Annotated in this window: 22 protein-coding genes and 1 other RNA gene; 8 read left to right on the top strand and 15 right to left on the bottom strand. The window is 33.7% G+C overall.

Annotated features, from left to right (window positions below; all coding sequences use genetic code 11):
• Window positions 1–4 precede the first annotated feature (4 nt).
• The 6 genes from ACMDB5_RS09250 to glyA all read right to left on the bottom strand — a co-directional run bounded on the left by ACMDB5_RS09250 (window position 5) and on the right by glyA (window position 5,715).
• Complete coding sequence (locus ACMDB5_RS09250) at window positions 5–688, bottom strand: ABC transporter ATP-binding protein (protein WP_413997977.1); 684 nt, start codon at window positions 686–688, stop codon at window positions 5–7.
• 2 nt (window positions 689–690) lie between these two features.
• A complete protein-coding gene (locus ACMDB5_RS09245) occupies window positions 691–1,947 on the bottom strand; it encodes an ABC transporter permease (protein ID WP_413997976.1) in 1,257 nt (418 codons plus the stop codon).
• A complete protein-coding gene (locus ACMDB5_RS09240) occupies window positions 1,944–3,035 on the bottom strand; it encodes an efflux RND transporter periplasmic adaptor subunit (protein WP_413997975.1) in 1,092 nt (363 codons plus the stop codon). Before ACMDB5_RS09240 ends, ACMDB5_RS09245 begins: the two co-directional genes overlap by 4 nt.
• Window positions 3,036–3,202: 167 nt before the next feature.
• Complete coding sequence (locus ACMDB5_RS09235; protein ID WP_413997974.1) at window positions 3,203–3,700, bottom strand: N-acetyltransferase family protein; 498 nt, start codon at window positions 3,698–3,700, stop codon at window positions 3,203–3,205.
• A gap of 41 nt (window positions 3,701–3,741) precedes the next feature.
• Window positions 3,742–4,335, bottom strand: coding sequence for a tRNA-(ms[2]io[6]A)-hydroxylase (locus ACMDB5_RS09230; protein WP_413997973.1), 594 nt, complete (start codon window positions 4,333–4,335; stop codon window positions 3,742–3,744).
• A gap of 105 nt (window positions 4,336–4,440) precedes the next feature.
• Window positions 4,441–5,715 carry a serine hydroxymethyltransferase gene (gene glyA / locus ACMDB5_RS09225; protein WP_413997972.1) on the bottom strand — a complete coding sequence of 425 codons (1,275 nt, stop codon included), beginning with the start codon at window positions 5,713–5,715 and terminating at the stop codon, window positions 4,441–4,443.
• A 107-nt stretch (window positions 5,716–5,822) separates the two neighbouring features.
• Here glyA and fahA point away from each other — a divergent pair, with 107 nt between their 5' ends.
• On the top strand, window positions 5,823–7,106 hold the full coding sequence (fahA, locus tag ACMDB5_RS09220) for a fumarylacetoacetase (protein WP_413997971.1): 1,284 nt from the start codon (window positions 5,823–5,825) through the stop codon (window positions 7,104–7,106).
• A gap of 87 nt (window positions 7,107–7,193) precedes the next feature.
• Here the strand turns inward: fahA and fsa are convergent, their stop codons facing one another.
• The 3 genes from fsa to ffs all read right to left on the bottom strand — a co-directional run bounded on the left by fsa (window position 7,194) and on the right by ffs (window position 8,999).
• Window positions 7,194–7,850 (bottom strand): fructose-6-phosphate aldolase, encoded by a 657-nt coding sequence (gene fsa, locus ACMDB5_RS09215; protein ID WP_413997970.1) that lies wholly within the window; start codon window positions 7,848–7,850, stop codon window positions 7,194–7,196.
• 135 nt (window positions 7,851–7,985) lie between these two features.
• Window positions 7,986–8,789 carry an SDR family oxidoreductase gene (locus ACMDB5_RS09210; protein WP_414000373.1) on the bottom strand — a complete coding sequence of 268 codons (804 nt, stop codon included), beginning with the start codon at window positions 8,787–8,789 and terminating at the stop codon, window positions 7,986–7,988.
• Between the two features lie 112 nt (window positions 8,790–8,901).
• Window positions 8,902–8,999: signal recognition particle sRNA small type (ffs, locus tag ACMDB5_RS09205), an RNA gene on the bottom strand.
• Window positions 9,000–9,086: 87 nt separating this feature from the next.
• On the opposite strand from ffs, the gene ACMDB5_RS09200 reads away from it, so the two are divergent.
• Both ACMDB5_RS09200 and hutI read left to right on the top strand, forming a co-directional pair.
• Window positions 9,087–10,163 carry a glutaminyl-peptide cyclotransferase gene (locus ACMDB5_RS09200; protein ID WP_413997969.1) on the top strand — a complete coding sequence of 359 codons (1,077 nt, stop codon included), beginning with the start codon at window positions 9,087–9,089 and terminating at the stop codon, window positions 10,161–10,163.
• A gap of 13 nt (window positions 10,164–10,176) precedes the next feature.
• Window positions 10,177–11,415, top strand: coding sequence for an imidazolonepropionase (gene hutI, locus ACMDB5_RS09195; RefSeq protein ID WP_413997968.1), 1,239 nt, complete (start codon window positions 10,177–10,179; stop codon window positions 11,413–11,415).
• A gap of 49 nt (window positions 11,416–11,464) precedes the next feature.
• On the opposite strand, the gene ACMDB5_RS09190 is transcribed toward hutI, so the two are convergent.
• Complete coding sequence (locus tag ACMDB5_RS09190) at window positions 11,465–12,349, bottom strand: hypothetical protein (protein WP_413997967.1); 885 nt, start codon at window positions 12,347–12,349, stop codon at window positions 11,465–11,467.
• Window positions 12,350–12,445: 96 nt separating this feature from the next.
• Between ACMDB5_RS09190 and ACMDB5_RS09185 the strand changes: the two genes are divergently transcribed.
• The 3 genes from ACMDB5_RS09185 (at window position 12,446) to ACMDB5_RS09175 (ending at window position 15,501) form a co-directional block, all read left to right on the top strand.
• A complete protein-coding gene (locus ACMDB5_RS09185; protein ID WP_413997966.1) occupies window positions 12,446–13,483 on the top strand; it encodes a formimidoylglutamase in 1,038 nt (345 codons plus the stop codon).
• A gap of 132 nt (window positions 13,484–13,615) precedes the next feature.
• Window positions 13,616–14,869, top strand: coding sequence for a DEAD/DEAH box helicase (locus ACMDB5_RS09180; RefSeq protein WP_413997965.1), 1,254 nt, complete (start codon window positions 13,616–13,618; stop codon window positions 14,867–14,869).
• Window positions 14,870–15,048: 179 nt separating this feature from the next.
• Window positions 15,049–15,501 carry an Hsp20/alpha crystallin family protein gene (locus tag ACMDB5_RS09175; RefSeq protein WP_413997964.1) on the top strand — a complete coding sequence of 151 codons (453 nt, stop codon included), beginning with the start codon at window positions 15,049–15,051 and terminating at the stop codon, window positions 15,499–15,501.
• A gap of 77 nt (window positions 15,502–15,578) precedes the next feature.
• Here the strand turns inward: ACMDB5_RS09175 and ACMDB5_RS09170 are convergent, their stop codons facing one another.
• From ACMDB5_RS09170 to aroC, 3 genes are all read right to left on the bottom strand, one after another.
• Window positions 15,579–17,714, bottom strand: a complete 2,136-nt coding sequence (locus tag ACMDB5_RS09170; protein WP_413997963.1) for a response regulator — start codon at window positions 17,712–17,714, stop codon at window positions 15,579–15,581.
• A 289-nt stretch (window positions 17,715–18,003) separates the two neighbouring features.
• Window positions 18,004–19,278 (bottom strand): dicarboxylate/amino acid:cation symporter, encoded by a 1,275-nt coding sequence (locus tag ACMDB5_RS09165; protein ID WP_413997962.1) that lies wholly within the window; start codon window positions 19,276–19,278, stop codon window positions 18,004–18,006.
• A gap of 95 nt (window positions 19,279–19,373) precedes the next feature.
• Window positions 19,374–20,444 (bottom strand): chorismate synthase, encoded by a 1,071-nt coding sequence (aroC, locus tag ACMDB5_RS09160; RefSeq protein WP_413997961.1) that lies wholly within the window; start codon window positions 20,442–20,444, stop codon window positions 19,374–19,376.
• 185 nt (window positions 20,445–20,629) lie between these two features.
• Here aroC and ACMDB5_RS09155 point away from each other — a divergent pair, with 185 nt between their 5' ends.
• Window positions 20,630–21,460 (top strand): UDP-2,3-diacylglucosamine diphosphatase, encoded by an 831-nt coding sequence (locus ACMDB5_RS09155; protein WP_413997960.1) that lies wholly within the window; start codon window positions 20,630–20,632, stop codon window positions 21,458–21,460.
• Window positions 21,461–21,631: 171 nt separating this feature from the next.
• Window positions 21,632–22,138: a hypothetical protein gene (locus ACMDB5_RS09150; protein ID WP_413997959.1), complete on the top strand. Its 507-nt coding sequence runs from the start codon at window positions 21,632–21,634 to the stop codon at window positions 22,136–22,138.
• A gap of 175 nt (window positions 22,139–22,313) precedes the next feature.
• On the opposite strand, the gene ACMDB5_RS09145 is transcribed toward ACMDB5_RS09150, so the two are convergent.
• Both ACMDB5_RS09145 and ACMDB5_RS09140 read right to left on the bottom strand, forming a co-directional pair.
• A complete protein-coding gene (locus tag ACMDB5_RS09145; protein WP_413997958.1) occupies window positions 22,314–24,245 on the bottom strand; it encodes an amino acid permease in 1,932 nt (643 codons plus the stop codon).
• Window positions 24,246–24,586: 341 nt separating this feature from the next.
• Window positions 24,587–25,735: an exo-beta-N-acetylmuramidase NamZ domain-containing protein gene (locus tag ACMDB5_RS09140; protein WP_413997957.1), complete on the bottom strand. Its 1,149-nt coding sequence runs from the start codon at window positions 25,733–25,735 to the stop codon at window positions 24,587–24,589.
• Between the last annotated feature and the right edge of the window lie 3 nt (window positions 25,736–25,738).

Genomic DNA, 25,738 nt, shown 5'->3' with positions numbered 1-25,738 from the left:
GGAATCAAGAAAGAATTCTGCCGTCTTCCATGGTGATTATTCTATCGGTCTTTTGGGCAAAGTCATTATCATGGGTTACAACTAATATTGTTTGATTGAATTCTTGCGCTAGTTTATTGAAAATATCAAAAACTAAATCTCCATTTTTTCTATCCAGGTTTCCAGTAGGCTCATCTCCCATAATAATCAAAGGATCATTTATCAATGCTCGAGCTATGGCAACACGCTGTTTTTCACCTCCGCTCAACTGGTTTGCCATTTTTAAAGCATGTTCTTCCATCCCAAGCGTTTTTAAATGCTCCATAGCACGATGCTCCAATTCCTCTTTGGAATATTTCCCCAATTTTAAACCGGGAAGCATTACGTTATTCAAAACATTATATTCCAACAGCAAATAATGAAATTGAAAAACAAAGCCAATTTTTTCACTTCTAATTTTGGCTAAATTAGTATCCGTTTGCCCTGTTACTAACTCATTATGAATGAGCAATTGTCCTTCATAATCAGTATCCATCGTAGAAAGCAAATACAATAAGGTCGATTTTCCTGAGCCTGATTTTCCTTCAATAGAGACAAAATCACCATGATTAATACTCAAATCAATCCCTTTGATTACCTGAAATTTCACAGGATCATAAAAATATTTGGTCAAACCAATGGTTTCAATGACTTTATTATTCTCTTCCATACCTATTTCCCTCTAATGATTTCGACCGGATCAACCTTGCTTGCTTTTAAAGCAGGAAAAAGACCCGCAATAATTGTTGTGCAAAGCGCGAAAGTAATTCCTATGACATAATAAATGATATTATAATCAATCGGATAGGTTTTTACCGTGGGCAAAGAAGTAGTTTTAAATGGAATGACATCAATGATATTGGAAAAAATATATCCAAATAGCAATCCGAATAATCCTCCGGCAAGTCCTATAATAATAGATAATGAAATAAATATCCATTTTACGTCGCTTCCAGAAAAACCGGTGGCTTTAAGAATGGCAATGCTATCCATTTTTTCATAAATCATCATATTCAAAATATTATAAATTCCAAAACCGGCTACTATTAGCAACACTACCCCTACTGAATATGAAATAATACTTCTTATCGTACTCCCTGTTTCAAATTGAGCATTTGCAGTTTGGTAATCAATTGTATCCAAATTGAATTTGTCCTTAAACTCTTTTGCAACGGCTGGTGCGGTCTCCTTATCATACAAATTCACTTGAATGTCTGTAATGTAATTTTTAGGCTGTCCCACTATTTTTTGGGCTGTAGCCAATGAAGTATAACTCATTACATTGTCTATCTCGGCAATTCCTATTTCAGAAATCCCCACAATTTTTAAGGAAGCTAGATTTCCATTAGAAGTTGAAACTTTTATAAGATCACCTATTGAAAGTAACATTTTATCAGCCAAACCTTTTCCAATTATTATACTGCCTACTTGACTTAAATCAGTCACCTTTCCTTCTTTTATGTAATCGCTTATCTTAAAAAGTTTGTCCTCTGCAAGTATATCGATACCGTTGACAAAACCGGAGATCTCAATCGTTCCTGAGTTAAATAAAACCGAAGCAGTCACTTTTGGCGCCACATCTATAATGCGTTTGTCTTGCTTTAAAGTTAAAATAATAGACATATTATTGTAAATTGATTTCCCCCTGTCTTTTGGCTTTATAGAATGAATAAAATTCGCATTCTTTTTATAGTTCTCAGACAAAGATAAGGGCTGATTTTCCGATGGTTTCACCTCATTGTATAAAAGGATATGTGGTGTTCTGTTGAGCATTAATCCATCCAACATTTTATTCAATCCATTCATAAAACTGACCAAAGCGATAAACATTGCAATCCCAAAGGTCACGCCAACAGCAGCAACTACGGTTTGTTTTAGTCTCGCTTTTAGCAAATGGAAGGCAATATTTAAAATCAGTTTGAAGTTCATTCTTTGGGTTTATAGATGGTTTCCTCTTTTTTTAGTCCTTCTAAAATTTCCACTTTTTGGTAATCACTCAAACCTATTTTCACTTTCCGCTTTTCGTTTTTATCAACTAAAACGTATTCATTGTCTATCAAATAATTTTTGGGAATGGTAATGGCGTTTTCTTTCGTTTGGACAATGATATTGGCTTCCGCCGTAAGATTGGGATAGAGTTTTTTGGGTGTATTTACAAAATGTGCTTCTATTTTAAACGTACGGGAACGTTCATCCATAATAGGGTAAATTTTATCTACAATGGCATCAAAAACTTCACCTTTATAACTGTCCATTGTTACGAGTGCTTTTTGACCTAATTCAACCCGAACCATATCATTTTCATCTACTTCAAATTCCAATAAAAATGAATTAGCCTGACCTATTATTGCCAAAGGAGTTTGTGGTGTAACCAATGTTCCTTCTTTGACCAAAACATCAAAAAGTTCTCCTGAAAAAGCACTTTTAATACTAAAATCGCTTTGTGACTTTTGATTAAATTTCAGATTGATGCTATTTCTATTTTGATCATTTTCCAATTGCGCTTTGAGTTGTGCCAATTGTTTTTTTGCCGATTCATAATTGATTTTAGAACTTTTAAAAGCAAGTTCTACTCTTTCAAAATCAACTTCCGAAATTCCTCCTTGATTTCTTATGTTTTTATTTCGGTTGTAAATGGATTCGTCTAAGCTGAGTTTATCTTTTGCAGATTGAACTTTCAATTCCATATCAGCAATTTTATCCTGGATAAATCTATTGTTTTGCTGACTTAATTCATAGGCTAATCGTGCGTTTTCAGTATTTAATTCCGCTTTATCACTTTCCAGTTGAAATAGCGACTGCCCTTTGGTTATCGTTTGACCAGCAGTAACATTCACGCTTTGCAAGATTCCGTTTACGGTAGAATATACTGTGTATTGACCATCAGCCTTGATAACGCCCGAAGCATAAACGCTTTCGGTTATATTGCCTAGATCTGGTTTTATTGCATCAGTATTTTTTGAACAAGAAAGAATCAAAAATAATGCACTCAGTAAAGAAAATTTTATGCATTTCATCTTGATGGTTTTTAGAAAAACAAGTAGAAAATAAACACTTAAATTTAACTCTTTTTTCTGTAAAACAATCTATTAACGAAATAACTTTTAATAAACTAAAGCGATATATTCAAAAAAATAAATCAGTACTTTAGAAATATATCTTAAATGATAATCCAAGATATAGGCTACAACAGCTTTTCCATTTTGTAATCTTCCATCAAATAGCCGTGTTCCAACTTTACATTCTCTTCACCCACAATTTCAAAACCTAATTTTTGGTAAAAAGTCAATGCCTTGTTGAATCGGTTTACGTTCAAGGAAATAACAGTTGAATGATTCTCTTTTGCATAATTTATGACAGCGTCGACTAGCTGTTTACCCGCACCTTTTCCTTGTGCCGCCGGAAGCAAATATATCTTATGCAAACGCGTCACTTTTTTATCTAAATAATCATGCTGAAAAGAAGCAAAACCAAGACAAAAATCGCCTTCAAAAGCTAAAATAAAATGATGCCCTTTATTGAAAACATTATCCGTTAATGTCTCCAGAGAATAAAAGGCTTTTAACATATAATCCAATTGGGCTGCCGAAAGTATTTTTCCGTAGACATCCGGCCAAGTTTTATACGCAATTTCTTGAATTGTTTTGAAATCTTTTGATTGGGCTTCTCTTATTGTAATCATATAAAATTAGAAATTAGATAATGAATAACTGTTACTAAAAACTAACCGTGGATGGTTTCGCTTTTGCCATAATTTTCGATAATTGAGGCTTCAAATTCAATCCATTCACGCCATCTTTTTTCTACATCGATGCCGGTTCCATATTTTCGGGCATAAGTGATAAAAGTAGTATAATGTCCTGCTTCGCTTTCCATCAAATCTCTATAAAATACCGATAACTCTTCGTCTTGAATGTTTTCCGAAAGCACTTTAAAACGCTCACAACTTCTGGCTTCAATCATCGCCGAGAAAAGCAATCGCTCTACTAAACTAGAAACTCGGCTACCGTTACCGCTTTTTTTCATGTACAAATACAATTCATTAACGTAATCGTCTTTGCGTTCGCGTCCTAACTTCAATCCGCGTTTGATGATGATATTGTGTACCTGCTCAAAATGGTCAATTTCTTCTTTGGCCAAAGCCAAAAGATCCTGAACTAAATCTTGATGTTCTGAATTATTGGTGATAATCGTAATCGCATTTGTAGCCGCCTTTTGCTCACACCAAGCGTGATCCGTCAAGATTTCTTCTATATTTTTTTCAACAATATTTACCCATCTTGGATCGGTTGGTAATTTTAATCTAAGTACAGACATAATTTTAGTCTTAAAGTTAAAAGTCAATAATTCTAAAGCAAAAATCGAAAGTCAAAACTAATGCATTTGACTTTCGACTTTAAAATTTTAAAAACTTATTTTTTATTAGAAAACGAAAATTGCTCTTTCGCTCATCATTTCATTCACTTCATTAGCAACTTCTTCGATGATATCTTCGTTTGTGTGGTTCATTAAAACCTTATCAATCATAGCAACAATAGTTTCCATGTCTTCTTCAACTAATCCACGAGTGGTAATTGCAGGCGTTCCAACACGGATTCCAGAAGTTACAAATGGTGATTTATCGTCAAAAGGTACCATATTTTTATTTACGGTAATCTCTGCTTTTACCAATGCATTTTCGGCTTCTTTACCTGAGATATTTTTATTTCTCAAATCAATTAACATCATATGATTGTCAGTTCCTCCAGAAATGATATTGTATCCCCTTTTTACAAAAGCTTCCGCCATAGCATTGGCATTTTTTTGCAATTGCAAAGCATAAGTAAAGAATTCGTCTTTCAAAGCTTCTCCAAAAGCAACCGCTTTAGCAGCAATAATGTGCATCAAAGGTCCTCCTTGATTTCCAGGAAAAACAGCTAAATCCAATAAAGAAGACATCATTCTGATTTCTCCTTTTGGAGTTGTTAAACCAAATGGGTTCGGGAAATCTTTCCCCATCATGATCAAACCTCCACGCGGTCCACGCAAAGTTTTATGTGTAGTAGTCGATACAATATGACAATGTGGAATTGGGTCATTCATCAATCCTTTGGCAATAAGTCCGGCAGGATGAGAAATATCAGCAAACAAAATAGCACCAACACTATCGGCAATTACTCTAAAACGCTCAAAATCCATATCACGAGAATAAGCCGAAGCTCCAGCGATAATTAATTTTGGTTGTTCTCTAGTGGCTATTTCTTGAATTTTATCGTAATCTAAAAGTCCCGTTTCGGCATCAACACCATAAAAAACTGGAGTATATAAACGTCCTGAAAAATTTACAGGCGAACCGTGAGTTAAATGCCCACCATGAGATAAGTCAAAACCTAATATTTTATCACCTGGTTTCAAACAAGCAAAGAAAACGGCTGTATTGGCCTGTGAACCTGAATGTGGTTGCACATTGGCATATTCAGCACCAAATAATTCCTTAGCTCTGTCAATCGCAATTTGCTCAATAACATCAACTACTTCACAACCTCCGTAATATCTTTTACCAGGATATCCTTCAGCATATTTATTGGTCAATACGGAACCAGCGGCTTCCATTACCTCGTCACTTACAAAGTTCTCTGAGGCAATAAGTTCTAATCCGTGTATTTGTCTTTCTTGTTCTTCTAGAATAAGGTCAAAAATTTGTTCGTCGCGTTGCATTTTTTTGAATTTAGTTAATTTGGAGCAAAAATACAAAAAAACGCTTGCCAAACAGTTAGATTATAATATATTTGATGTATAATTTTCAACAAAATAATTAACATAATATGCCAATAACTGCCAATAATACAAATAGAAAATCATGGTTAGAAGTAGCTGAAAATAGTGATTTTCCGATTCAAAATATTCCTTTTGGCGTTTTCCTTACCAAAGAAAATGTAGTAACTGTTGGAACTCGAATTGGTGATTTTGCGATTGACCTTGGTGCTTTACAGCAATTAAATTACTTTGATGGTATTGAATTGACTGATGACATGTTCATGCAGGATACCCTAAATGATTTTATTTCTGATGGTCAAAAAACATGGCGATTGGTTCGTAATCGCATTGCCGATATTTTTGACGGAAAAAACCCAAAGCTAAGAGATAACACTAAACATCGTGATATTGTGATTTTTAAAATGGAAGATGTCGAAATGCAACTACCCGTTTTAATAGGTGACTATACTGATTTTTATTCCAGCAAAGAACACGCTACCAATGTAGGGGCAATGTTCCGCGACCCAGAAAATGCCTTATTACCTAACTGGCTTCATATCCCGGTAGGCTATCACGGTAGAAGTTCGACTATAATTCCTTCCGGTATTCCTGTTCACAGGCCTATGGGACAAACTTTGCCTGCTGGCGAAACGTCTCCTATTTTTGGTCCTTCAAAATCAATCGATTTTGAATTAGAAACCGCATTTATCACCACAGATGTCAATATAATGGGCGAAAGCGTTCCTGTAGATGAAACCGAGCAATATATCTTTGGAATGGTTTTATTGAATGACTGGAGTGCTCGCGACATTCAAAAATGGGAATACGTACCCCTTGGACCCTTTTTGGCAAAAAACTTTGCCTCTTCGATATCTCCTTGGATTGTAACAATGGATGCATTAGAACCTTTTAGAACAGCTAGCCCAAAACAGGAACCTACTCCACTTCCTTATTTACAACAAAAAGGAAAACATTCATTTGACATCAATTTAGAAGTTGCCATTCAGCCAGAAAAAGCCGAACCAACAATAATCAGCAAATCCAATTTCAAATACATGTATTGGACCATGAGCCAACAATTGGCACATCATACTTCTAACGGTTGTCGTGTAAATTCGGGAGATATGATGGGATCTGGAACTATTTCAGGACCAACTCCTGATAGTTATGGCTCGATGTTAGAATTAACTTGGGGAGGGAAAAATCCTGTAAAAATGAGTGATGGTACGGAACGTAAATTCATCAACGACAACGACACAGTAATTATGAAAGGTTTTTGTCAAAATGAAGAAGTAAGAATTGGTTTTGGAGAAGTTTCTTCTAAACTATTACCTCCATATGTAAAGAAATAGTTTTCAACAAATAATAATCATAAAAAAATCCCATTTCAATTGAAATGGGATTTTTTTTATAAGTAGTAAAAAATTGAAACTAAATTTTTATTTATTTCCTTTTTCGAAATCAGCCACAAATTGAGCTAATCCGATATCCGTCAATGGGTGTTTCAACAAACCATAAATTGCAGATAATGGTCCTGTCATTACATCGGCACCAATTTTGGCACAGTTTACAATATGCATTGTGTGACGTACTGAAGCAGCAAGAATTAGCGTTTCATAACCGTAGTTATCATAAATCTCTCTAATTTCTTCGATTAAAGCCAAACCATCTGTAGAAATATCGTCTAAACGACCAATAAAAGGAGACACATAAGTAGCACCCGCTTTAGCAGCTAATAAAGCTTGTCCGGCAGAGAATACCAAAGTTACATTGGTTTTTATCTCTCTATCCGAAAAATATTTTGCAGCCATTACACCTTCCTTAGTCATAGGTAATTTTACCACAATTTGTGGGTGTAAATCAGCCAATTCTTCACCTTCTTTAATCATTCCATCATAATCAAGCGCATTAACTTCGGCACTTACATCACCTTCAACAAGATTACAAATATCTACATAATGTTTCAAGATGTTATTTTTTCCGGTGATTCCTTCCTTAGCCATCAATGATGGATTAGTAGTAACTCCGTCCAAAACACCTAATGCTTGTGCTTCTTTAATTTGAGCTAAATTAGCTGTATCAATAAAAAATTTCATAATATATTTAATTTAATTGTGTGTTTATTGTTGGGCGTGCCCCCAAGGGTCGGGCTCTACATTTCAATCTTTTATTTTTAAAAGAAAAAATAAAAGGATTTTCATTATGATCCCTCACGCAAAATCACGGTAAAATTACAACTTATAATGGTTCATTAGCATTTTTTCATATACTTTATCAGGCAATATTCGCTTTAAAACAATCGAAAATTTCTGCATAAAAGCACCCACTTTATAGTGCACATTTGGTCTCTTAGTTTGCATGATTTTATAGATTGCTTCGGCCATTTCGTTAGGATTACTCCCCGCATCAACGTGATCGTTCATTGTAGCCAGCGTTTCTCCGTATACTTTTTCATAAGCAGAACCAGAAATTACCGGCGCATGATAACGTCCTGAAGCAATATTGGTTGCAAAATCGCCTGGCGCAACATTGGTAATATCTATTCCAAAAGGCTTTACTTCCATACGCAAAGCTTCGGTAATTAATTCTAAAGCACCTTTTGAAGCCGAATAAACGCTGCGGTAAGGCAACCCCATATAACCCGCAATAGAAGTAATATTGATAATCAATCCCGATTTTTGCTCGCGCATTTGTGGCAAGGCCGCTTTCATAACCTCAATTGGCCCAAAGAAATTAGTTTCGAAGTTATTCTTTATTTCTTCCATCGGAATTTCTTCCATCGGACCTGTGATTCCAACACCAGCATTATTAATTACAACATCTAAACGCCCTGTTATTGCAATAATTTTATCTACAGCTGACTTTATAGAATCAGCATTTCTAACATCTAAAGCCACAAGAGGAAAGATAGAATTAAGTATTTTTTCGGGATTTCGACTCGTGCCATAAACGACAAAACCTTTTTTATGCAAAAATTCCCCAATCGATTTCCCTATTCCCGAGGAACCTCCTGTTATTAAAACGACTTTATCCATGCTGTATGATTGTTTGATATAGAAAGGCCCAAAAATAAAAAAATCCTCCATAAGGAAGACTACTTTTGTATAAACTTTGAAAAGAAGCTGAAATAAATTCAGATTTAAAAAAAAATGGCAAGCGACCTACATCGCACCGCTCAACCACGTACCCTTGCTATGTTCCCATCCTGGGGGAGTCTGCAGGAGCTGGTCGTGTAGGACTTGCCGATGCAAATATACAATCTTTTTATATTTTTGCAAGCCCTTTGCTGCCTTAAAATAACATTGTATATTGGGGTATTAAAAAATTCGACCATGAAAAAATATAACTTACTATCTATCATTTTATTAGGAATCACTCTTTCTAATTGTGGAGATACAAAAAAAGGTGAAAATTCTATATTTAATTTCGATACTTCAAAATTTAAAGAACAATATCAGCCTCAAGAAGCACTAAGTCTGGAAATTTTGAACCCAAAAGAGAAGACAATTGACAGCATTATATATTATGTGAATGATACTAAAATTGGAATCACTAAGGCAACCGAAAAATTATCATTTGAATTGAAAGACCAGAAATTGGGTTACCAAAACCTAAAAGCATTGGTATATTATGATGGCGGAAATTCTGAAGCTTCGGCAAGAGTAGAATTGGTTTCGAATGTGCAACCTAAATTACTTGAATATAAAATTGTAAACACCTATCCACACGACATTAAAGCCTACACCCAAGGATTGGAATTTTATCGAGACACGCTTTATGAAGGAACTGGAAATGGCGAGGGAAACACTACAAAAACTAGAGGTATTTCTAGTTTAAGGAAAACAGACTACAAAACCGGGAAAGTCTATAAAAAAGTAGAATTGGCAGATCAATATTTTGGCGAAGGAATAACGATACTTAACAATAAAGTATACCAACTTACTTGGCTAACCAATGAAGGCTATGTCTATAATGCCGATACTTTCAAAAAAGAAAAAACATTCTCTTATTTTAAAAAAATTGAAGGATGGGGATTAACGAATGACGGAACCTATTTATACCAATCAGACGGAACCGAAAAAATTTGGAAACTAGATCCAAAGACCCTTAAAGAAGTAGACTACATTAATGTGTACTCCTATAAAACAAAAATAAAAGCGGTAAATGAACTAGAATGGGTTAATGGAAAAATCTATGGAAATATCTATGGAAAAGATGCGATTGCTATCATAAATCCAAAAAATGGTGCCGTTGAAGGAATTATCAACCTTATCGATTTAAAAAGCAAAATCACTCAATTGCCAGACACCGATGTTTTAAACGGAATTGCTTACAACCCGAAAACTAAAACTTTTTTTGTAACCGGGAAAAACTGGGACAAAATGTTTGAAATCAAAGTTACGGAGTAAACAAAATACAAAAATGACAACACTGATTATAAATATCAAGGAATTACTTCAGGTAAGAGAAACTTCAATTCCGAAAGTTTCTGGCGCAGAAATGGCAATTCTACCAACAATCAAAAATGCGTATTTATTAATTCAGGATGATTTGATAGCCAATTTTGGTTCAATGGATAATTTACCGCAAATCAAAGCTGATAAAGTTATCGATGCCGCCGGAAAAATAGTATTGCCAACTTGGTGCGACAGTCACACCCACATTGTTTATGCAGGCAATAGAGAACAGGAATTTGTAGATCGCATTAATGGATTGACTTATGAAGAAATCGCTAACCGTGGTGGAGGAATCTTAAATTCGGCAAAAAAACTCAACGAATCCTCAGAAGAAGAAATTTACGAACAGTCGAAATCGCGTCTGGAAGAAGTCATGCGTTTGGGAACTGGTGCCGTCGAAATAAAATCAGGTTACGGATTGACCGTTGATGGAGAGTTAAAAATGCTTCGCGTAATTCAACGTTTGGCAGCAAATTATCCGATAGCGATAAAAGCCACTTTTCTAGGAGCCCATGCTATTCCATTAAAATACAAAGAAGACCGCAAAGGATATATCGATCTTTTACTCAATGATATGCTTCCGGAAATTGCCAAAAACAAACTCGCAGATTATATCGATGTCTTTTGTGAAACCGGCTATTTTACAGTTCCAGAGCTCGAAGAAATAATGGAAGCTGGAATTAGTTTTGGCTTAAAGCCAAAAATTCACGTCAATCAATTCAACTCTATTGGCGGAATTCAAGCCGGTGTAAAACACCATGCACTTTCTGTAGATCATCTTGAAATCATGAAAAATGAAGACATAATGGCTTTAAAAAATTCCGAAACCATGCCAGTTGCCTTGCCTTCTTGTTCCTACTTCTTGAGTATTCCTTATACTCCTGCCCGAGAAATGATTGCAGCGGGACTTCCGCTGGCACTGGCCACAGATTACAATCCAGGCTCTACTCCATCCGGAAACATGAACTTTGTTGTTGCTACGGCCTGTATAAAGATGAAAATGACTCCAGAAGAAGCAATCAATGCGGCAACAATAAATGGTGCTTATGCAATGGGAATTTCAGAAACACATGGAAGTATTACCATTGGTAAAAAAGCAAATCTCATTCTTACAAAAGCAATTCCCACTTATTATCAATTGCCTTATGCTTTTGGCAGTAACTTAATAGATACTGTGCTTATAGAAGGACAAATTGTTGCATAAAAAAAGAGGAGCTTAATTGCTCCTCTTTTTTTATTCTTATATTATACTATTATTTTAAAGTAAAACTTGTTTTTGAAACCAATTCATCTCTATCAAAAACATTTACAAAATAAGTTCCTTTAGCAAAATCCTTACCTGGCAAATCTTCTGTTACATTAACTGTTTTGTTTTCATATTTCACATTTGTCTCAAAACTATAAGTCAACGATTTATCACCAAAGTTCTCTGTTTTCTTATCTCCTAAAACATTGTTTTTGCTATCGATTACCTGTACGTAATAAGTTTTATCACCCGATTTTGCAATTTGGTTTTCGGCAATGGTAAAACTAATTTTAAGTACATCGGCTCTACTAGCTTTATCCGTTTCAATTTGTTTCCCTGAACTTCTTAATTTGTAAGCAGAAGTTTTCATATTCAAAACAGACAATTTAGAACCTTTTTCAACTGCTTTTGACAATTCTTCGTTTTGTCCTACCAATACTTCATTGTATTTTTTAGACTCTCCTAACACCACAATAGTACTATCGCGTTGCGTGGTTAAAGTTGTATTTTGTTTTTTCAAACCATCATTCTCGGCTATTAAAACTTTCATGTTGCTTTGTAAGGCAGCAAATTGAGTTTTATATTTTGCCAATGAAGCAACATCGCCTTTAGATTTATTCAAGTCGGCCATTAAATTAACAACCTTATCTCTTTCTTGAATTAACTCTTCAGACATCGAAGTATTCTCTGAAATCGCAGCATCATAAGTTGCTTTTAATTCCTGTAAGTCCTTCATAACTGATTCTTTTTCAGTCATGGTAGTTTTTAATTCAGTTTGTACAGTATCTGCATCCGAGGTAATTTTGAAAATATAAACTAAACTTCCCACTAATAATACAGCTAATACAGCTATAACAACTTTTAAACTTGAACTACTTTTTTGATTTTCCATTTTTAATAATTTTTTTATCAAATTTAATAATATATATTTAAGTTATAACGTAAGTTAACACATTTATATTATTTTTGGAGAAATTTTTACCTTTATATGGAAAAGCTCCTGCGTTTTACAGCTAATGATTTAGCAAAGATCACTAACCATAGAAGTGGCGAAATAAAATTTGGAGAAAAGATGATCACAGTACCTAAAGAGACTGATTTGATCTCATTTTTAAATACTTGCGAAGCTAAATATGTATTATTGGGAATTCCAGAAGACATAGGCGTTAGAGCAAATTTCGGAAGACCCGGAGCTGCATCGGCTTGGGATATAGCTATAAAAAACATTGCCAATATTCAGCACAATCGTTTTTGCAAAGGCAGTCAATTGATTGTTTTAGGTCAAATAGATGTTACTGATGAAATGAAAGAAGTGAAACATTTGGATTTCAACAATACAAGTGACCGCACTAAATTAAGCCAATTAGTCGAAAAAATTGATAAGGATGTTTCCCATGTCATTTTCAACATTATAAAATCAGGAAAAACTCCTATAATTATAGGTGGCGGACACAATAATTCCTACGGAAATATAAAAGGTACCGCATTGGCAAAAGGAAAACCCGTCAACGCTATCAATTTTGATGCACATTCTGATTTTAGAATTCTAGAAGGACGCCATAGCGGAAATGGTTTCTCTTATGCCTACGAAGAAGGATTCTTGAAAAAATATTTCATTTTTGGCTTACACGAAAATTACACCTCAAAAAGTGTCTTGGATATTATCAAGAAAAAAGAAGATCGAGTGCGCTATAATACTTACGATAGCCTAAACATTCGAAAAGAAAAAGAGTTTTACCAAGAAATGATTAATGCGTTGGAATTCATAAAAACAGATTGTTATGGAATTGAAATCGATCTGGATGCCATCCCAAATATAGCCAGTAGCGCAATGACAATGAGCGGTTTTTCTGTTGAAGAGTTAAGACAATTTATCTCTTTCTTTGGCAAAAACAAAAATGCCGCTTATTTACACATTTGCGAAGGCGCCCCTGATTTAGGCGAAGAAAAAAACAGTCATTTGATTGGTAAATTGATTGGGTATCTTGTGACAGACTTTATAAAATCCAATAACACCATTAGCTAAGTGCCTTCATAAAATAGACCATAAAAGCCAATAGTACTCCTGGATTTTTTTTGAAAAAAGATGCCAAAAATAATAATACTACCTTTGCAAAACTATCTATGTACTTAATACAAGATAATTAATATCAAAAATATGTTATTCGAAGATTTATCGCTTTCAAAAAGTATACAAAAAGCCGTATTTGAACAAGGCTATACAAACCCCACTCCCATTCAAGAACAAGCTATTCCCTTAGTTTTAGCGGGAAGAGATTTAATAGGCTGCGCTCAAACAGGAACAGGAAAAACGGCGGCATTTGCCATTCCAATTATTCACCAATTGCACCGCATTGTAGGTTCATCAAAAAAAGCCAAACAAATCCGTGCTCTAGTGGTTACTCCAACTCGAGAATTAGCGGTACAAATTGGACAAAATTTTGATGATTACGGAAAGTACACCAACTTAACCCAACTCACCATTTTTGGAGGAGTTTCACAAAACCCACAGGTTGATGCCCTAAAAAAAGGTGTCGATATTTTGGTTGCAACTCCCGGAAGGCTGTTAGACTTACACAAACAAGGCTTTATTGATTTAGATCATTTGCATACGCTTGTCCTAGACGAAGCTGATCAGATGCTTGATATGGGATTTGTTAATGATGTAAAAAAAATAGTAAAGCTAACTCCAAAAAACAGACAAACTCTTTTTTTCTCGGCAACAATGCCAATAGTAATTCGCGAACTTGCCGAAATGTTTTTGACAGATCCAGAAACGGTAACGGTTTCCCCTGTTTCATCTACGGCTGAAAATGTAGAACAACACGTTTATTTTGTCGAAAAAACAGAGAAAAGAAACTTATTATATCATTTAATAAAGAACCAAGATTTATCTAATATACTGGTTTTTTCCAGAACCAAACACGGAGCTGATAATGTTGTAAAAGCCCTACGCAAAAACAACATTGCAGCCGAAGCCATTCACGGTGATAAATCTCAAAACGCGAGACAACGCGTTTTAGAAGCTTTCAAAAACAAAGAAATTGGCGTACTTGTAGCAACTGATATTGCAGCTCGAGGAATTGACATTGACCAACTGCCTTTTGTAATCAATTTTGATTTACCAAACATCCCGGAAACTTATGTTCACCGTATCGGTAGAACAGGTCGTGCCGGAAATGGAGGAATTGCCATTTCTTTTTGCAGTAAAGACGAGCATGCCTATTGGAAAGACATTCAAAAATTAATTAAAGTAGATGTCAAAACGATAAACGAACATCCTTATCCTTGGCATTCTGGAAGCCCTGAAACGGCTCCGGCATCAGCACAAAAAAACTCAAACAGAAGCGGAGGCGCCCATAAATCTAGAAAATCGAACGCTTCAAAGCAAAATAAAAAACGCTGGTATTAATTAGTAATTTATTTTAGTTAATCAACCTTAAAAAACACCTTTTACCAATATCGTAAAAGGTGTTTTTTTTATGTCTATAAAATACTAATAATGAGTTAATTAATATTTAAATTAAAAGTTTTTAGAGGGCTTTTTTTTAACTTTAAGCTTAATTATTAATCGTCTAAAACTAAAAAATTATGGAAGCTATAGTAAAAAGAAACAATTTTACTCCAATTGTAAATTCCTTTTTTGATGATTTCTTATCAAAAGATCTAATGGATTGGAGTGGCAAGAATTTTTCGTCAATAGGCAGTAATTTACCTTCTGTAAATTTAAAAGAAACTGATAAAAAAATTGAAGTTGAATTAGCCGCTCCCGGTTTAAAAAAAGAAGATTTTAAAATTCAAATCGACAATAACATGCTCAGTATTTCCTCAGAAAAAGAAGAGGAGAAAGAAGAAAAAAGAAAAAAAGACAATTATTACAGAAAAGAATTCAACTATCAATCATTCACTCGAGCTTTTAGTCTCCCTGATTATGCCGATGAAAATAATGTAACCGCAAACTATAAAGACGGTATTCTTCGTGTGGAAATTGCAAAAAAAGAAGGCACTAATAATAAAATAACCAAGACTATCGCAGTCAAATAAACATTGATTTGAATACAAGATATTAGCCGTTTTTATAAATTCTAATATCTTGTATTTTAATAAAATACTCTATCTTTTTAGTTTAAAAAACATTCTTTTTCTTTAGATAATATATAGTTGATTGTTTTAAATAATAATTCGGATTCAAAAGGTTTATTTATAATATCATCAATACCAGCCGAAATTGCTTCTTCGGTGATTTCTTCTTTACTAAAGGCTGTCAAGGCTATAATTGGTGTATAAATCCCTTTTTGCCGAATTTTTCTTGTAGTTTCAAAACCATTAATTAATGGCATATTAATATCCATCAATATAACATCAAATCTTTCTTTATCTAAAATTTCAAGGGCAGTATAACCGTCATTGGCTACAACACAATTACTATTTTGCTTTTCTATAATTTTCTTAATAATGACTTGATTAATTTTATTATCCTCGACAACTAAAATTTTGAACGATTGCTCTGAGTTTAATTCGACCTGAATATTATTAATAATCTCCAGTGTTTTAACAGCGTCGGATTCAAATGCTATAACGAATTTAAATTTAGTTCCTTTTCCCTTCTCGCTTTCAAGATGGATGGTGCTATTGAATAATCCCAATAAACGTTTAACTATAGCCAAGCCTAAACCTGTTCCTTGATAATCTATCTCTTTTCTGTCGATCTGAACGAAAGTATCGAAAATTTTATCTTGATCTTCTATTGCAATTCCAATTCCATTATCTTCAATATTGAATTCAATAAAACAAGATTTGCCTTCTACTTTAAACAGATTCACGTTTATGTTTACTTTGCCATTTTTAGTAAATTTTAAAGCATTACCAACTAGATTCATCAAAACTTGAGAAAGTCTTAATTTATCTCCAATTAAATATTCCGGAATTTCTGGATCTATATTGATAATAATAACATTGTCATGATTCTTGGCAATAAAAGTCAAAGCATTCTTAATCATATGAATTTCATCAGCAATATTGAATGTCTTACTTTCTAATATGATCCTATTTTCTTCTATTTTATTAATTTGGAGAATATCATTAACAAGTGACAATAGATATCTTGCTGAAAATTTAAGTGAACTTAAATGCGGACTATCTGCTAATTCTTTGTGTTCATCCAAAAGCATATTGGTGATGCCTACAACTCCATACAAAGGTGTTCTTAGTTCGTGACTAATGGTTGATACAAATTGTGATTTCTTTTGAGATGCGACTTCTGCGTTTTCCTTTGCAACAGATAATTCTTTATTGGCTATAATAAGTTCTTCGTTCTTTCTTTTCTTGAAAATATAACTTTTAAATAAGGTATAAAACAAGAGCAAAAAAACACACAAAGTAATAATAAACAATACCACAATGATCTTAGATTTTCTTAGATTTTGGTATTGAAGCTTTTTTTCCGATTCAATAATATCAACCTTCCTTTTGTATTCATCTAACTCTAGATTAATTCCTACCAGACCAGCTCTTCTTAATTTTTTGGAATCATTAAGTTCACTGGTAATTCTATTGAAAATCGCCATATTTTCATATGCCTCTTTATAATTCTCTGTTTTAAATAACAACTTTGCATATTCTTCATGAGCATAAGACAAATCTTCTATTTCATTTCCATTATTCCCTAATTTAATGGCTTCCAAAAAAAATAAATTTGCTTTGTCGAATTCTTTTTTATGACTGTAAAACATCCCATTGAGCATATTTACAGCAATAATAGTACTGCTTTTGCTATATCTTTTTTTATATTCGTTAATGAAATTTAAATAATATTTCCCTTCATCAAAATTACCTATATGAAAATATGCCCAGGTAATATTTAGCTTGGTGACATAAATCTGAGTAGTGTCATTTATTTTTTCGCTATGCTTCAAAGCTTTTTTATAATAATTTAACCCTACATTAAATTGATTTTTGTCAAAACAATATAAGTTTCCCAAATTATTATTTAACCAATTTTTTATAGTGTCATTATTGGTTTTATTGGCATAACTTAAGCCTTTTTTAAAATAAATAATAGCTTTATCAACTTCTGATAACCCCTGATAATTGGCTGCAATATTATTATAGGATCTTGCGATTAAGTAATCGTCTTTACTAATAATAGCATGATGTAAAACATTTCTAGAAGTCTCAAAAGATTTTTCGAATTTATAATTATGTAAATCCGTTGAAGCTTCTTTTATTAATTTTAGAATTTCTTTATTTGACAACATATCCTTTTTAGCAACCGATTGGCTACTTAAAAGATTAAAGGAGAATACTACCAAAAAAACAATTAGATTCTTGTTGTACATAAACTACTACTAATACTCAAATATACATTTATATTCTAAACAAATGAATGATATTTCATTAATTTTTAAGGCTTTATAAAAAATATCTATATTCAAAATATTTTATGTACAACAAAAAAATATTCTTTTTTTAATAGAAGTCAATAAAAAAGCCTGCTTGAATAATCAAACAGGCTTACTATTTTTTTTATGTTTTATTTCTAAAAAATTATTCAGATACTTCGATTTCATTATCAGCTTCCCATTCTCCAACCACTGATGTAGCCAAAGCATTTCCTAAAACATTTGTTGCGCTTCTGAACATATCACAAAAATGATCTATTGGCAATATTAATGCAATACCTTCAATTGGAATATCAAACATACCACAAGTAGCAGCAACAACAACTAAACTGGCTCTAGGAACTCCTGCAATTCCTTTACTGGTTAACATCAACACCAAAAGCATCGTCATTTGTGTTCCTATATCTAAATGAACTCCATAGGCTTGTGCAATAAAAATACTGGCAAAAGTCATATACATCATACTTCCATCAAGGTTAAAAGAATAACCCAGAGGCAACATAAACGAAACAATTTTATCTTTTACTCCGAAACTTTCCAGTTCTTCTGTCAACTTTGGAAAAACAGCCTCACTACTCGTAGTCCCAAAAGCAATGATTAACGGACTTACAATTCTTTTAAGAAGTAGTGTCATTCTACTTTTTAGAAAGATATAACCCACCAAGATTAATATTACCCATAATGATGAAATCCCTACTAAAAAAGAACCGAAAAACTTGAAATAAGTAATCGCTAATTCTTGAAAATCCCTTACAGCAAAAACTCCTGCAATAGCTCCAAAAACTCCAATTGGAGCAAAATTCATCACATAGTTTACCATTTTTAAAACAATATGCGAAGTCTTATCCAGCGCATTAACAACCGGTTTAGCAGCATCACCAATAGAAGCAGCGGCTAAGCCAAAGAAAATAGAAAAAACAACGATTTGAAGAATCTCATTAGTTGCCATTGCCTCAAAAATACTTTTTGGCACAATATGCTCAATAAAATTCTCGAAGGAAATACTTTGTGTTTTTGCAGCCACTTCTGTAGCTGATGTCATATCAACATTTAACAAATTAAGCCCAACTCCAGGCTCCAGAATATTTACAAAAAACATTCCTATCAACAAAGAAACCAAAGAAGCGGTAAAAAACCAACCCAATGCTTTCCCACCAATTCTCCCTACTGCGCTTACATTCCCTAACTTGGCTATACCTACAACAAGTGTCGTGAATACCAATGGGGAAATAATCATTTGGACCAATCTAATAAATACAGTCGCGAGTATTTTGATTTTATTACTAAATGATAAAGCAGCCTCTTGCGAAGCTGAATTATGAATAATAATACCCAAAATCCCTCCCAATACCATTGCAATAAGTATTTGCGTGGTCAGATTAGCAAATATAGATTTCTTTTTAACTGTTGTTGAATGCATCGATTTTATATTAATTATTATTTAGATATTGGTTTTGATTTCAAAATACAGCTATTATAATTATTCTTTTAGCTGTATTGAAAAAATAAATTCCCTTAAATATTTGTATCGTATGTTTTGTTTATCAAATAAAAGTCGGCAAGAACAATTGCAGCCATTGCTTCAACAATAGGAACCGCACGTGGTACCACGCAAGGGTCATGACGTCCTTTACCAGTCATTTCGGTAATATTTCCTTTATTATCTAATGACTCTTGTTTTTGCATGATTGTAGCTACAGGTTTGAATGCAACTCGAAAATAAATATCCATACCATTACTAATACCTCCTTGAATTCCTCCAGAAAGATTAGTTCTTGTTGTTCCATCAGGATTATATAAATCGTTATGCTCGCTTCCTTTCATTTCTGCTCCACTAAAACCGCTTCCGTATTCAAATCCCTTTACGGCATTAATAGAAAGCATGGCTTTACCAAGCTCAGCATGAAGTTTATCAAAAACGGGCTCGCCTAAACCTATTGGGACATTTTGAATTACGCAGCTTACAACTCCTCCTACCGTATCTCCTTCTTTTCTGATCTCACGAATATATTCCTCCATAATTACAGCCGATTCTTCATCAGGACAACGAACAGGGTTATTTTCTATTTTAGAAAAATCCAATTCCTGATAGGGTTTATCAAGGGTGATAGGTCCTACTGAAGAAACATAAGCATTTATTTTAATTTCAGGCAACATCTGCTTTGCAATAGCACCCGCCACTACTCTGCTGGCTGTTTCACGAGCCGAACTTCTTCCTCCGCCACGATAATCACGAACGCCATACTTTTTTTCGTATACATAATCGGCATGACTTGGTCGGTAATTGTCTTTTATATGGGAATAATCGTCTGATTTTTGATTCGTATTGGGAATTATAAATCCTATTGGTGTTCCTGTTGTTTTACCTTCAAAAATTCCAGATAAAAACTGGACATCGTCCGGCTCTTTTCGTTGGGTAACTATTGCTGACTGTCCTGGTTTTCTTCTAGACATTTCAAATTGAATTGCCTCTAAATCTATTTCTATTCCCGATGGACAACCATCAATAATTCCGCCTAAAGCTTCTCCATGTGATTCTCCAAAAGTAGTTATTCTATATAGTGTTCCGTAGTTATTTCCTGCCATTATAATTATTTTGAACAAATATATGTTTTATGACTTAAAGTAAAAAATTAAAAATTGCGATTGTTTTTTAAAATCAATTGACAAAAACTTTACGTTACGTTAAAGAATCCTACAAAATGATAACCTTTTTAAAATATCAGCGAATAATAGTACACTTAATTTTGTTAAAAATTAATTAGAATAAATTGAAAAAAAGAAAAGTTGAATTAGTCGTAATTTCCGATACTCATCTTGGAACTTTCGGTAGCCATGCCTTAGAACTCAATAAATATTTATCCTCTATAAAACCGAAAATTTTGGTACTAAATGGAGACATCATAGACATCTGGCAATTTAGAAAATCCTATTTTCCAAAAACGCATCTAAAAGTCATTCAAAAAATAATAGGTTTTGCATCCAAAGGCACAAAAATTTATTACATCACAGGGAATCATGACGAAATGCTCCGAAAATTCAGCGATATAAGCATGGGGAATTTCACCTTGGTGGACAAATTAGTTCTGGAACTCGACGATAAAAAGGCATGGATTTTTCACGGGGATATTTTTGATGCTTCGGTAAATCATGCAAAATGGATTGCAAAACTAGGCGGCTTGGGATATGACTATCTGATTTTATCAAATCGCTTTGTGAATTGGTGTTTAAAAAAAATTGGAAAAGAGCCTTATTCATTTTCAAAAAAAATAAAAGCTGGAGTAAAGAAAGCGGTCAAACATATTTCAGATTTCGAAGAAACCGCAGCTGAACTAGCTATCGAAAAAAAATACGACTATGTCATTTGTGGTCACATTCACGAGCCTAAAATGATTCGAAAAGAAAACAAGAATGGCTCAACACTATATTTAAACTCGGGCGATTGGGTCGAAAACTTAACAGCTTTAGAATACAATAAAAAACGTTGGAAATTATACAATTATCAGGAATCTAATTATATTGAAGAAGAAGATGACAATTTATTTGAAATGGAAGACATCTTAGGCTCTCAATTGATCAATTCTATAATTAATTCGAAATAAGCCCTTTTTTTACTTTAATTTCAAAGTTAATAAAACAAAACTAAAATACTGACTTACAAATACTTAAGAAACAACAAAGAAAACAAATAAGTAAATTATATAATCTTTTATAATAATAACATAATACATTCGTTAATTTGCATTGTAACTTTGTACAACAAATATTTATTTATGAAAAAAATTATTTTATCGGCTATTATGCTATTAGGATTAGCAATTAGCGCACAAGCACAAGACATTTCGAAAAATGCATTAGGTTTACGTCTAGGAGATAACAGCGGTTTTGGTGGAGAAGTTTCTTATCAAAGAGGATTATCCAACAATAACAGACTTGAATTGGATTTAGGTTGGAGAAGTAGAGATAACTTCAACAATAACGGATATGATTCTCATGCTGTTAAACTAGCAGGATTGTATCAATGGGTATGGAACATTGATGGTGGCTTCAACTGGTATGCTGGTGTTGGTGGAGGTTTAGGTAATTACGGTTATGATGACAAAAATGGTAATTCCTATAATGACACCTTCGTTTTTGCAGCAGGAGACATTGGAATTGAATACAACTTTGACATTCCATTGTTGATTTCTTTAGATTTCAGACCTGAATTTGGAGGAAATGGTTACTACAAAAACAATTATGGTTCTGATATCGCATTAGGGGTTAGATACCAATTCTAAGACTTAATCGAAATACCAAAAAAAGCTGCCTAAAAAAGGTAGCTTTTTTTTTATGGTTTATTAAGATTTAAACCTTAAATACCAAATTCTAGTATTGGCTAATCAAAAGAATAAGAGGCTGTTTCAAATCCATTTTGAAACAGCCTCTTTCTTATAAATTCAGATTCGTCAATAATTAAGACTCGATTGTATTCAGCTTACTGTTTTTACGACTGAAGCCAAAGTAAATCACAAGCCCTATAAGCAACCAAATCGTAAAGTAAATCCAATTCCAAACGCTTAGTTCTGCCATCATGTACAAACAACAAACTAGGCCTAATAATGGGATTAAAGATAAATTTTTACGGAATGACCAAAATGTAAGTCCAACTAAAACGATCAAGAAAATCCACATTGGAATTTTGTGCTTAAATAAGCCGAAACCACTTTCATATTTTAGAGAATTATCTATTGGCAATCCCGCTACAATCGAAGCATATTTTGTTTCATCTTGCTGGTACTGGCTTAATAATTTTTCTAAATCCAAAACCTCATTCGTATTATTTTTAGCATCAATGCTTACTAAATAATTATAAACCTTTTCAGATTCTTCTTTGTTCAACGATGTAATAATATCAGTAGCCGCATATATTTGGGTTTCATTAATAATAAAATCCATCGTGGCCTTATTGTTATAATTAAACGCGTAATAAAGACCCGCAATTAGCATAAAAGGAACAACGTATTTCGAATTTACATAAGGTGTTTTGAATTTCCCTCTTGGAATATTAGGTTTATTTTGCAAAACCAATACACCTGCACAAACCAATACAAAGGCAAACAAAGTTCCGATACTACACAAATCAGTAACTATGGTTAAGTTCAAAAATAAAGCAGGAACCGCTACTACAAAACCTGTTACAATGGTTGCATAGGAAGGTGTTTTGTATTTTGGATGCACTTTAGAAAAGCGCTTCGGTAACAAACCGTCACGGCTCATGCTCATCCAAATACGAGGTTGCCCCATTTGAAAAACCAATAAAACGCTCGCCATAGCAATTACAGCACTTACTGCAATAATACCAGACATCCATTTTAAATCTAATTTATGAAAAACAAAAGCCAAAGGATCGCCAACATTCAATTCAGTATAATTTACCATTCCGGTTAATACCAAAGCAATAACAACATATAAAATAGTACAGATTATAATAGCCCACATCATCCCGCGAGGCAAATCGCGTTGCGGATCCTTACATTCTTCGGCAGTGGTAGATATAGCATCAAAACCAATATAAGCAAAGAAAACAGCCGAAACTCCTTTCAAAACTCCACTAACCCCATTTGGTGCAAAAGGAGACCAATTCTCAGTATCAACATAAAACGCACCTACCGCGATAACTAAAAGGATGATACTCAATTTTACCACCACCATCATATTACTAGCATTTCTAGATTCTTTCATACCACGATACACTAAAGTAGTAATCAGAATAATAATAAATAGAGCGGGCAAATCGGCAACTAAATGGAAAGAGCCAATCGTTGGCGAAGTCGTCCAAGCTGTGTAAGCAGCCTGCATCGATGTGCTTAAATTCTCAAAAGATTTCCCACCTTGTAGTAAAGCAGTGGCGTCATTAAATCCATTTGAAGCCGTTAAATAATCCATCTGAACCCATTGGGGGAGTTTAATTCCGCCACTTTCGAGCAGACCTGTAAAATAATCACTCCAAGAAATGGCAACCGTTATATTACCAACAGCATACTCCATAATAAGTGCCCAACCAATAATCCAAGCAATTAATTCACCAAAAGCTACATAAGAATAGGTATACGCACTTCCGGAAACAGGAACCATCGAAGCAAATTCAGCATAAGCAAAAGCTGCAAAACTACAGGCCAAAGCGGTAAATATGAAAAGAAAGATTACTGCAGGTCCTCCATCCGAACTAGCTTTTCCAATAGTGCTAAAAATACCGGCACCAACAATTGCCGCGATACCAAAAGCTGTTAAATCTCTAGCTGTTAAATACCTACCTAATGCATTATGACCATCAGTTTCGTTTTTTTCAACTTGTTTTAAAATATCCTCTACTGTCTTTTTCCTAAATAAACTTGAAAATGCCATAATTTAAACTTTCTCATTAAAAATTAATATTCTGTAAATAACACTCAATTATATTAGAAATAACGCAAATATTATTTAAAACCAAATGTATAAAACAAATTCAATTCTGAAAGATTTGATTCAGCATTTTTTAAAACTCTACAGATAAAAGTCAAATAGCAGGTTTAATACTACCTAAAAATTAGCATTAAATTTAAAACGAGATTTGAGATTTTGATCTGTTTTTAAGACATCATTTCTCCCCCGTTTCAGGACAAGGCAAGAATAAAAAGGCTTTATTTATTGCTTTAAAATATAAAGATAAAAGCAGTTTGGGTTTCAGCAGAGTCAGAGTTATTTTTTTATTTTTCGTTGTAAATTAGATACTGTTTTCTCATTTTTTTAAAATCACGCAAACCATCATTCCAGCTATTTCTGATTTCTTCTTCTGAAATTCCGGCTTCAATTTGTTGCTGTAGTTTATCATTTCCAGCTCGTATTGCAAACTTTCTTTTATCGAAAAATTTTGACTTATCTAAACACGATTGATACGCTTTGATAAGCCATTTTATTTCCAGTCTGTTAATTCTTGGAATTGCCGATAAATCCTCACCATTACATTCTATTCCATTGTACAAAGGGTCTTTATCGCCAAAATTAGGTTTGGGAGTAAATGCAAAATCGCTTTTTGGCAAATCAGGCGAACCATAAATTTGAAATTGTTTTTCAGTTCCGCGTCCCATACTTATATTCGTTCCTTCAAAAAGGCACAAACTAACATATAAATTGATGGATTGGTCATTCGGCAAATTCGGTGAAGGCCTAACAGGCAAACTATAAGTCATACTTCTGTTGTAATTCAAACAAGGAATGACAGTCAATTGACATTGAATACCATCTTTCAGCCATTTTTGGCCATTAATCATTTTAGCTTGTTCTCCCAAAGTCATTCCGTGCAACAAAGGAGTTCGGTGCATACCAATGCCACTTTGAAAAGCAATATCTAAAACTGGACCATCAACAATTGCGATATTTGGATTGGGACGATCCATTACAATTAGCGGAATGTTATTCTCCGCACACACTTCCATTATTCGATGCATCGTAGAAACATAAGTGTACAATCTAGTTCCCACATCTTGCAAATCAAAAACCATAACATCAATACCTTTCAATTGCTCAGGACTTGGTTTATTGTTTTTTCCATAAAGCGATGCAATGGATAAACCCGTTTTAGCATCAACTTCATCCGATACATGCTCTCCTGCATCGGCAGTACCACGAAAGCCATGTTCTGGAGCGAAAATGGTTTTTATCTTTATTTTTTTTTCGACTAATAAATCAACGAGATGCGTTTTTTTATCAATAATTCCTGTTTGATTGGTTACAATCCCAATAGTTTTACCTTTCAACAAAGGCAGGTATTCTTTATAATTTTCGGCGCCTGTTTGTATCTTTTGTGCAAAAGAAACTGTTGCAATCAGCACGCAAATTAGGGTTAGTTTTTTCATAGA

The organism is Flavobacterium sp. W1B (assembly GCF_047344965.1).
GTDB lineage: Bacteria > Bacteroidota > Bacteroidia > Flavobacteriales > Flavobacteriaceae > Flavobacterium.
The sequence above is the reverse complement of the archived record's forward strand: the minus strand, read 5'-3'. Positions and strand labels throughout refer to the sequence as shown.

Coding starts and splice junctions, on each gene's coding strand:
- ACMDB5_RS09180 (WP_413997965.1), top strand. CDS start 13,616: ATGTTATTCGAAGATTTATCGCTTTCAAAAAGTATACAAAAAGCCGTA.
- fahA (WP_413997971.1), top strand. CDS start 5,823: ATGCCAATAACTGCCAATAATACAAATAGAAAATCATGGTTAGAAGTA.
- ACMDB5_RS09185 (WP_413997966.1), top strand. CDS start 12,446: ATGGAAAAGCTCCTGCGTTTTACAGCTAATGATTTAGCAAAGATCACT.
- ACMDB5_RS09145 (WP_413997958.1), bottom strand. CDS start 24,245: ATGGCATTTTCAAGTTTATTTAGGAAAAAGACAGTAGAGGATATTTTA.
- ACMDB5_RS09175 (WP_413997964.1), top strand. CDS start 15,049: ATGGAAGCTATAGTAAAAAGAAACAATTTTACTCCAATTGTAAATTCC.
- ACMDB5_RS09240 (WP_413997975.1), bottom strand. CDS start 3,035: ATGAAATGCATAAAATTTTCTTTACTGAGTGCATTATTTTTGATTCTT.
- ACMDB5_RS09230 (WP_413997973.1), bottom strand. CDS start 4,335: ATGTCTGTACTTAGATTAAAATTACCAACCGATCCAAGATGGGTAAAT.
- ACMDB5_RS09245 (WP_413997976.1), bottom strand. CDS start 1,947: ATGAACTTCAAACTGATTTTAAATATTGCCTTCCATTTGCTAAAAGCG.
- ACMDB5_RS09210 (WP_414000373.1), bottom strand. CDS start 8,789: ATGGATAAAGTCGTTTTAATAACAGGAGGTTCCTCGGGAATAGGGAAA.
- ACMDB5_RS09165 (WP_413997962.1), bottom strand. CDS start 19,278: ATGCATTCAACAACAGTTAAAAAGAAATCTATATTTGCTAATCTGACC.
- glyA (WP_413997972.1), bottom strand. CDS start 5,715: ATGCAACGCGACGAACAAATTTTTGACCTTATTCTAGAAGAACAAGAA.
- ACMDB5_RS09235 (WP_413997974.1), bottom strand. CDS start 3,700: ATGATTACAATAAGAGAAGCCCAATCAAAAGATTTCAAAACAATTCAA.
- ACMDB5_RS09250 (WP_413997977.1), bottom strand. CDS start 688: ATGGAAGAGAATAATAAAGTCATTGAAACCATTGGTTTGACCAAATAT.
- ACMDB5_RS09140 (WP_413997957.1), bottom strand. CDS start 25,735: ATGAAAAAACTAACCCTAATTTGCGTGCTGATTGCAACAGTTTCTTTT.
- fsa (WP_413997970.1), bottom strand. CDS start 7,850: ATGAAATTTTTTATTGATACAGCTAATTTAGCTCAAATTAAAGAAGCA.
- hutI (WP_413997968.1), top strand. CDS start 10,177: ATGACAACACTGATTATAAATATCAAGGAATTACTTCAGGTAAGAGAA.
- ACMDB5_RS09170 (WP_413997963.1), bottom strand. CDS start 17,714: ATGTTGTCAAATAAAGAAATTCTAAAATTAATAAAAGAAGCTTCAACG.
- ACMDB5_RS09190 (WP_413997967.1), bottom strand. CDS start 12,349: ATGGAAAATCAAAAAAGTAGTTCAAGTTTAAAAGTTGTTATAGCTGTA.
- ACMDB5_RS09200 (WP_413997969.1), top strand. CDS start 9,087: ATGAAAAAATATAACTTACTATCTATCATTTTATTAGGAATCACTCTT.
- ACMDB5_RS09150 (WP_413997959.1), top strand. CDS start 21,632: ATGAAAAAAATTATTTTATCGGCTATTATGCTATTAGGATTAGCAATT.
- aroC (WP_413997961.1), bottom strand. CDS start 20,444: ATGGCAGGAAATAACTACGGAACACTATATAGAATAACTACTTTTGGA.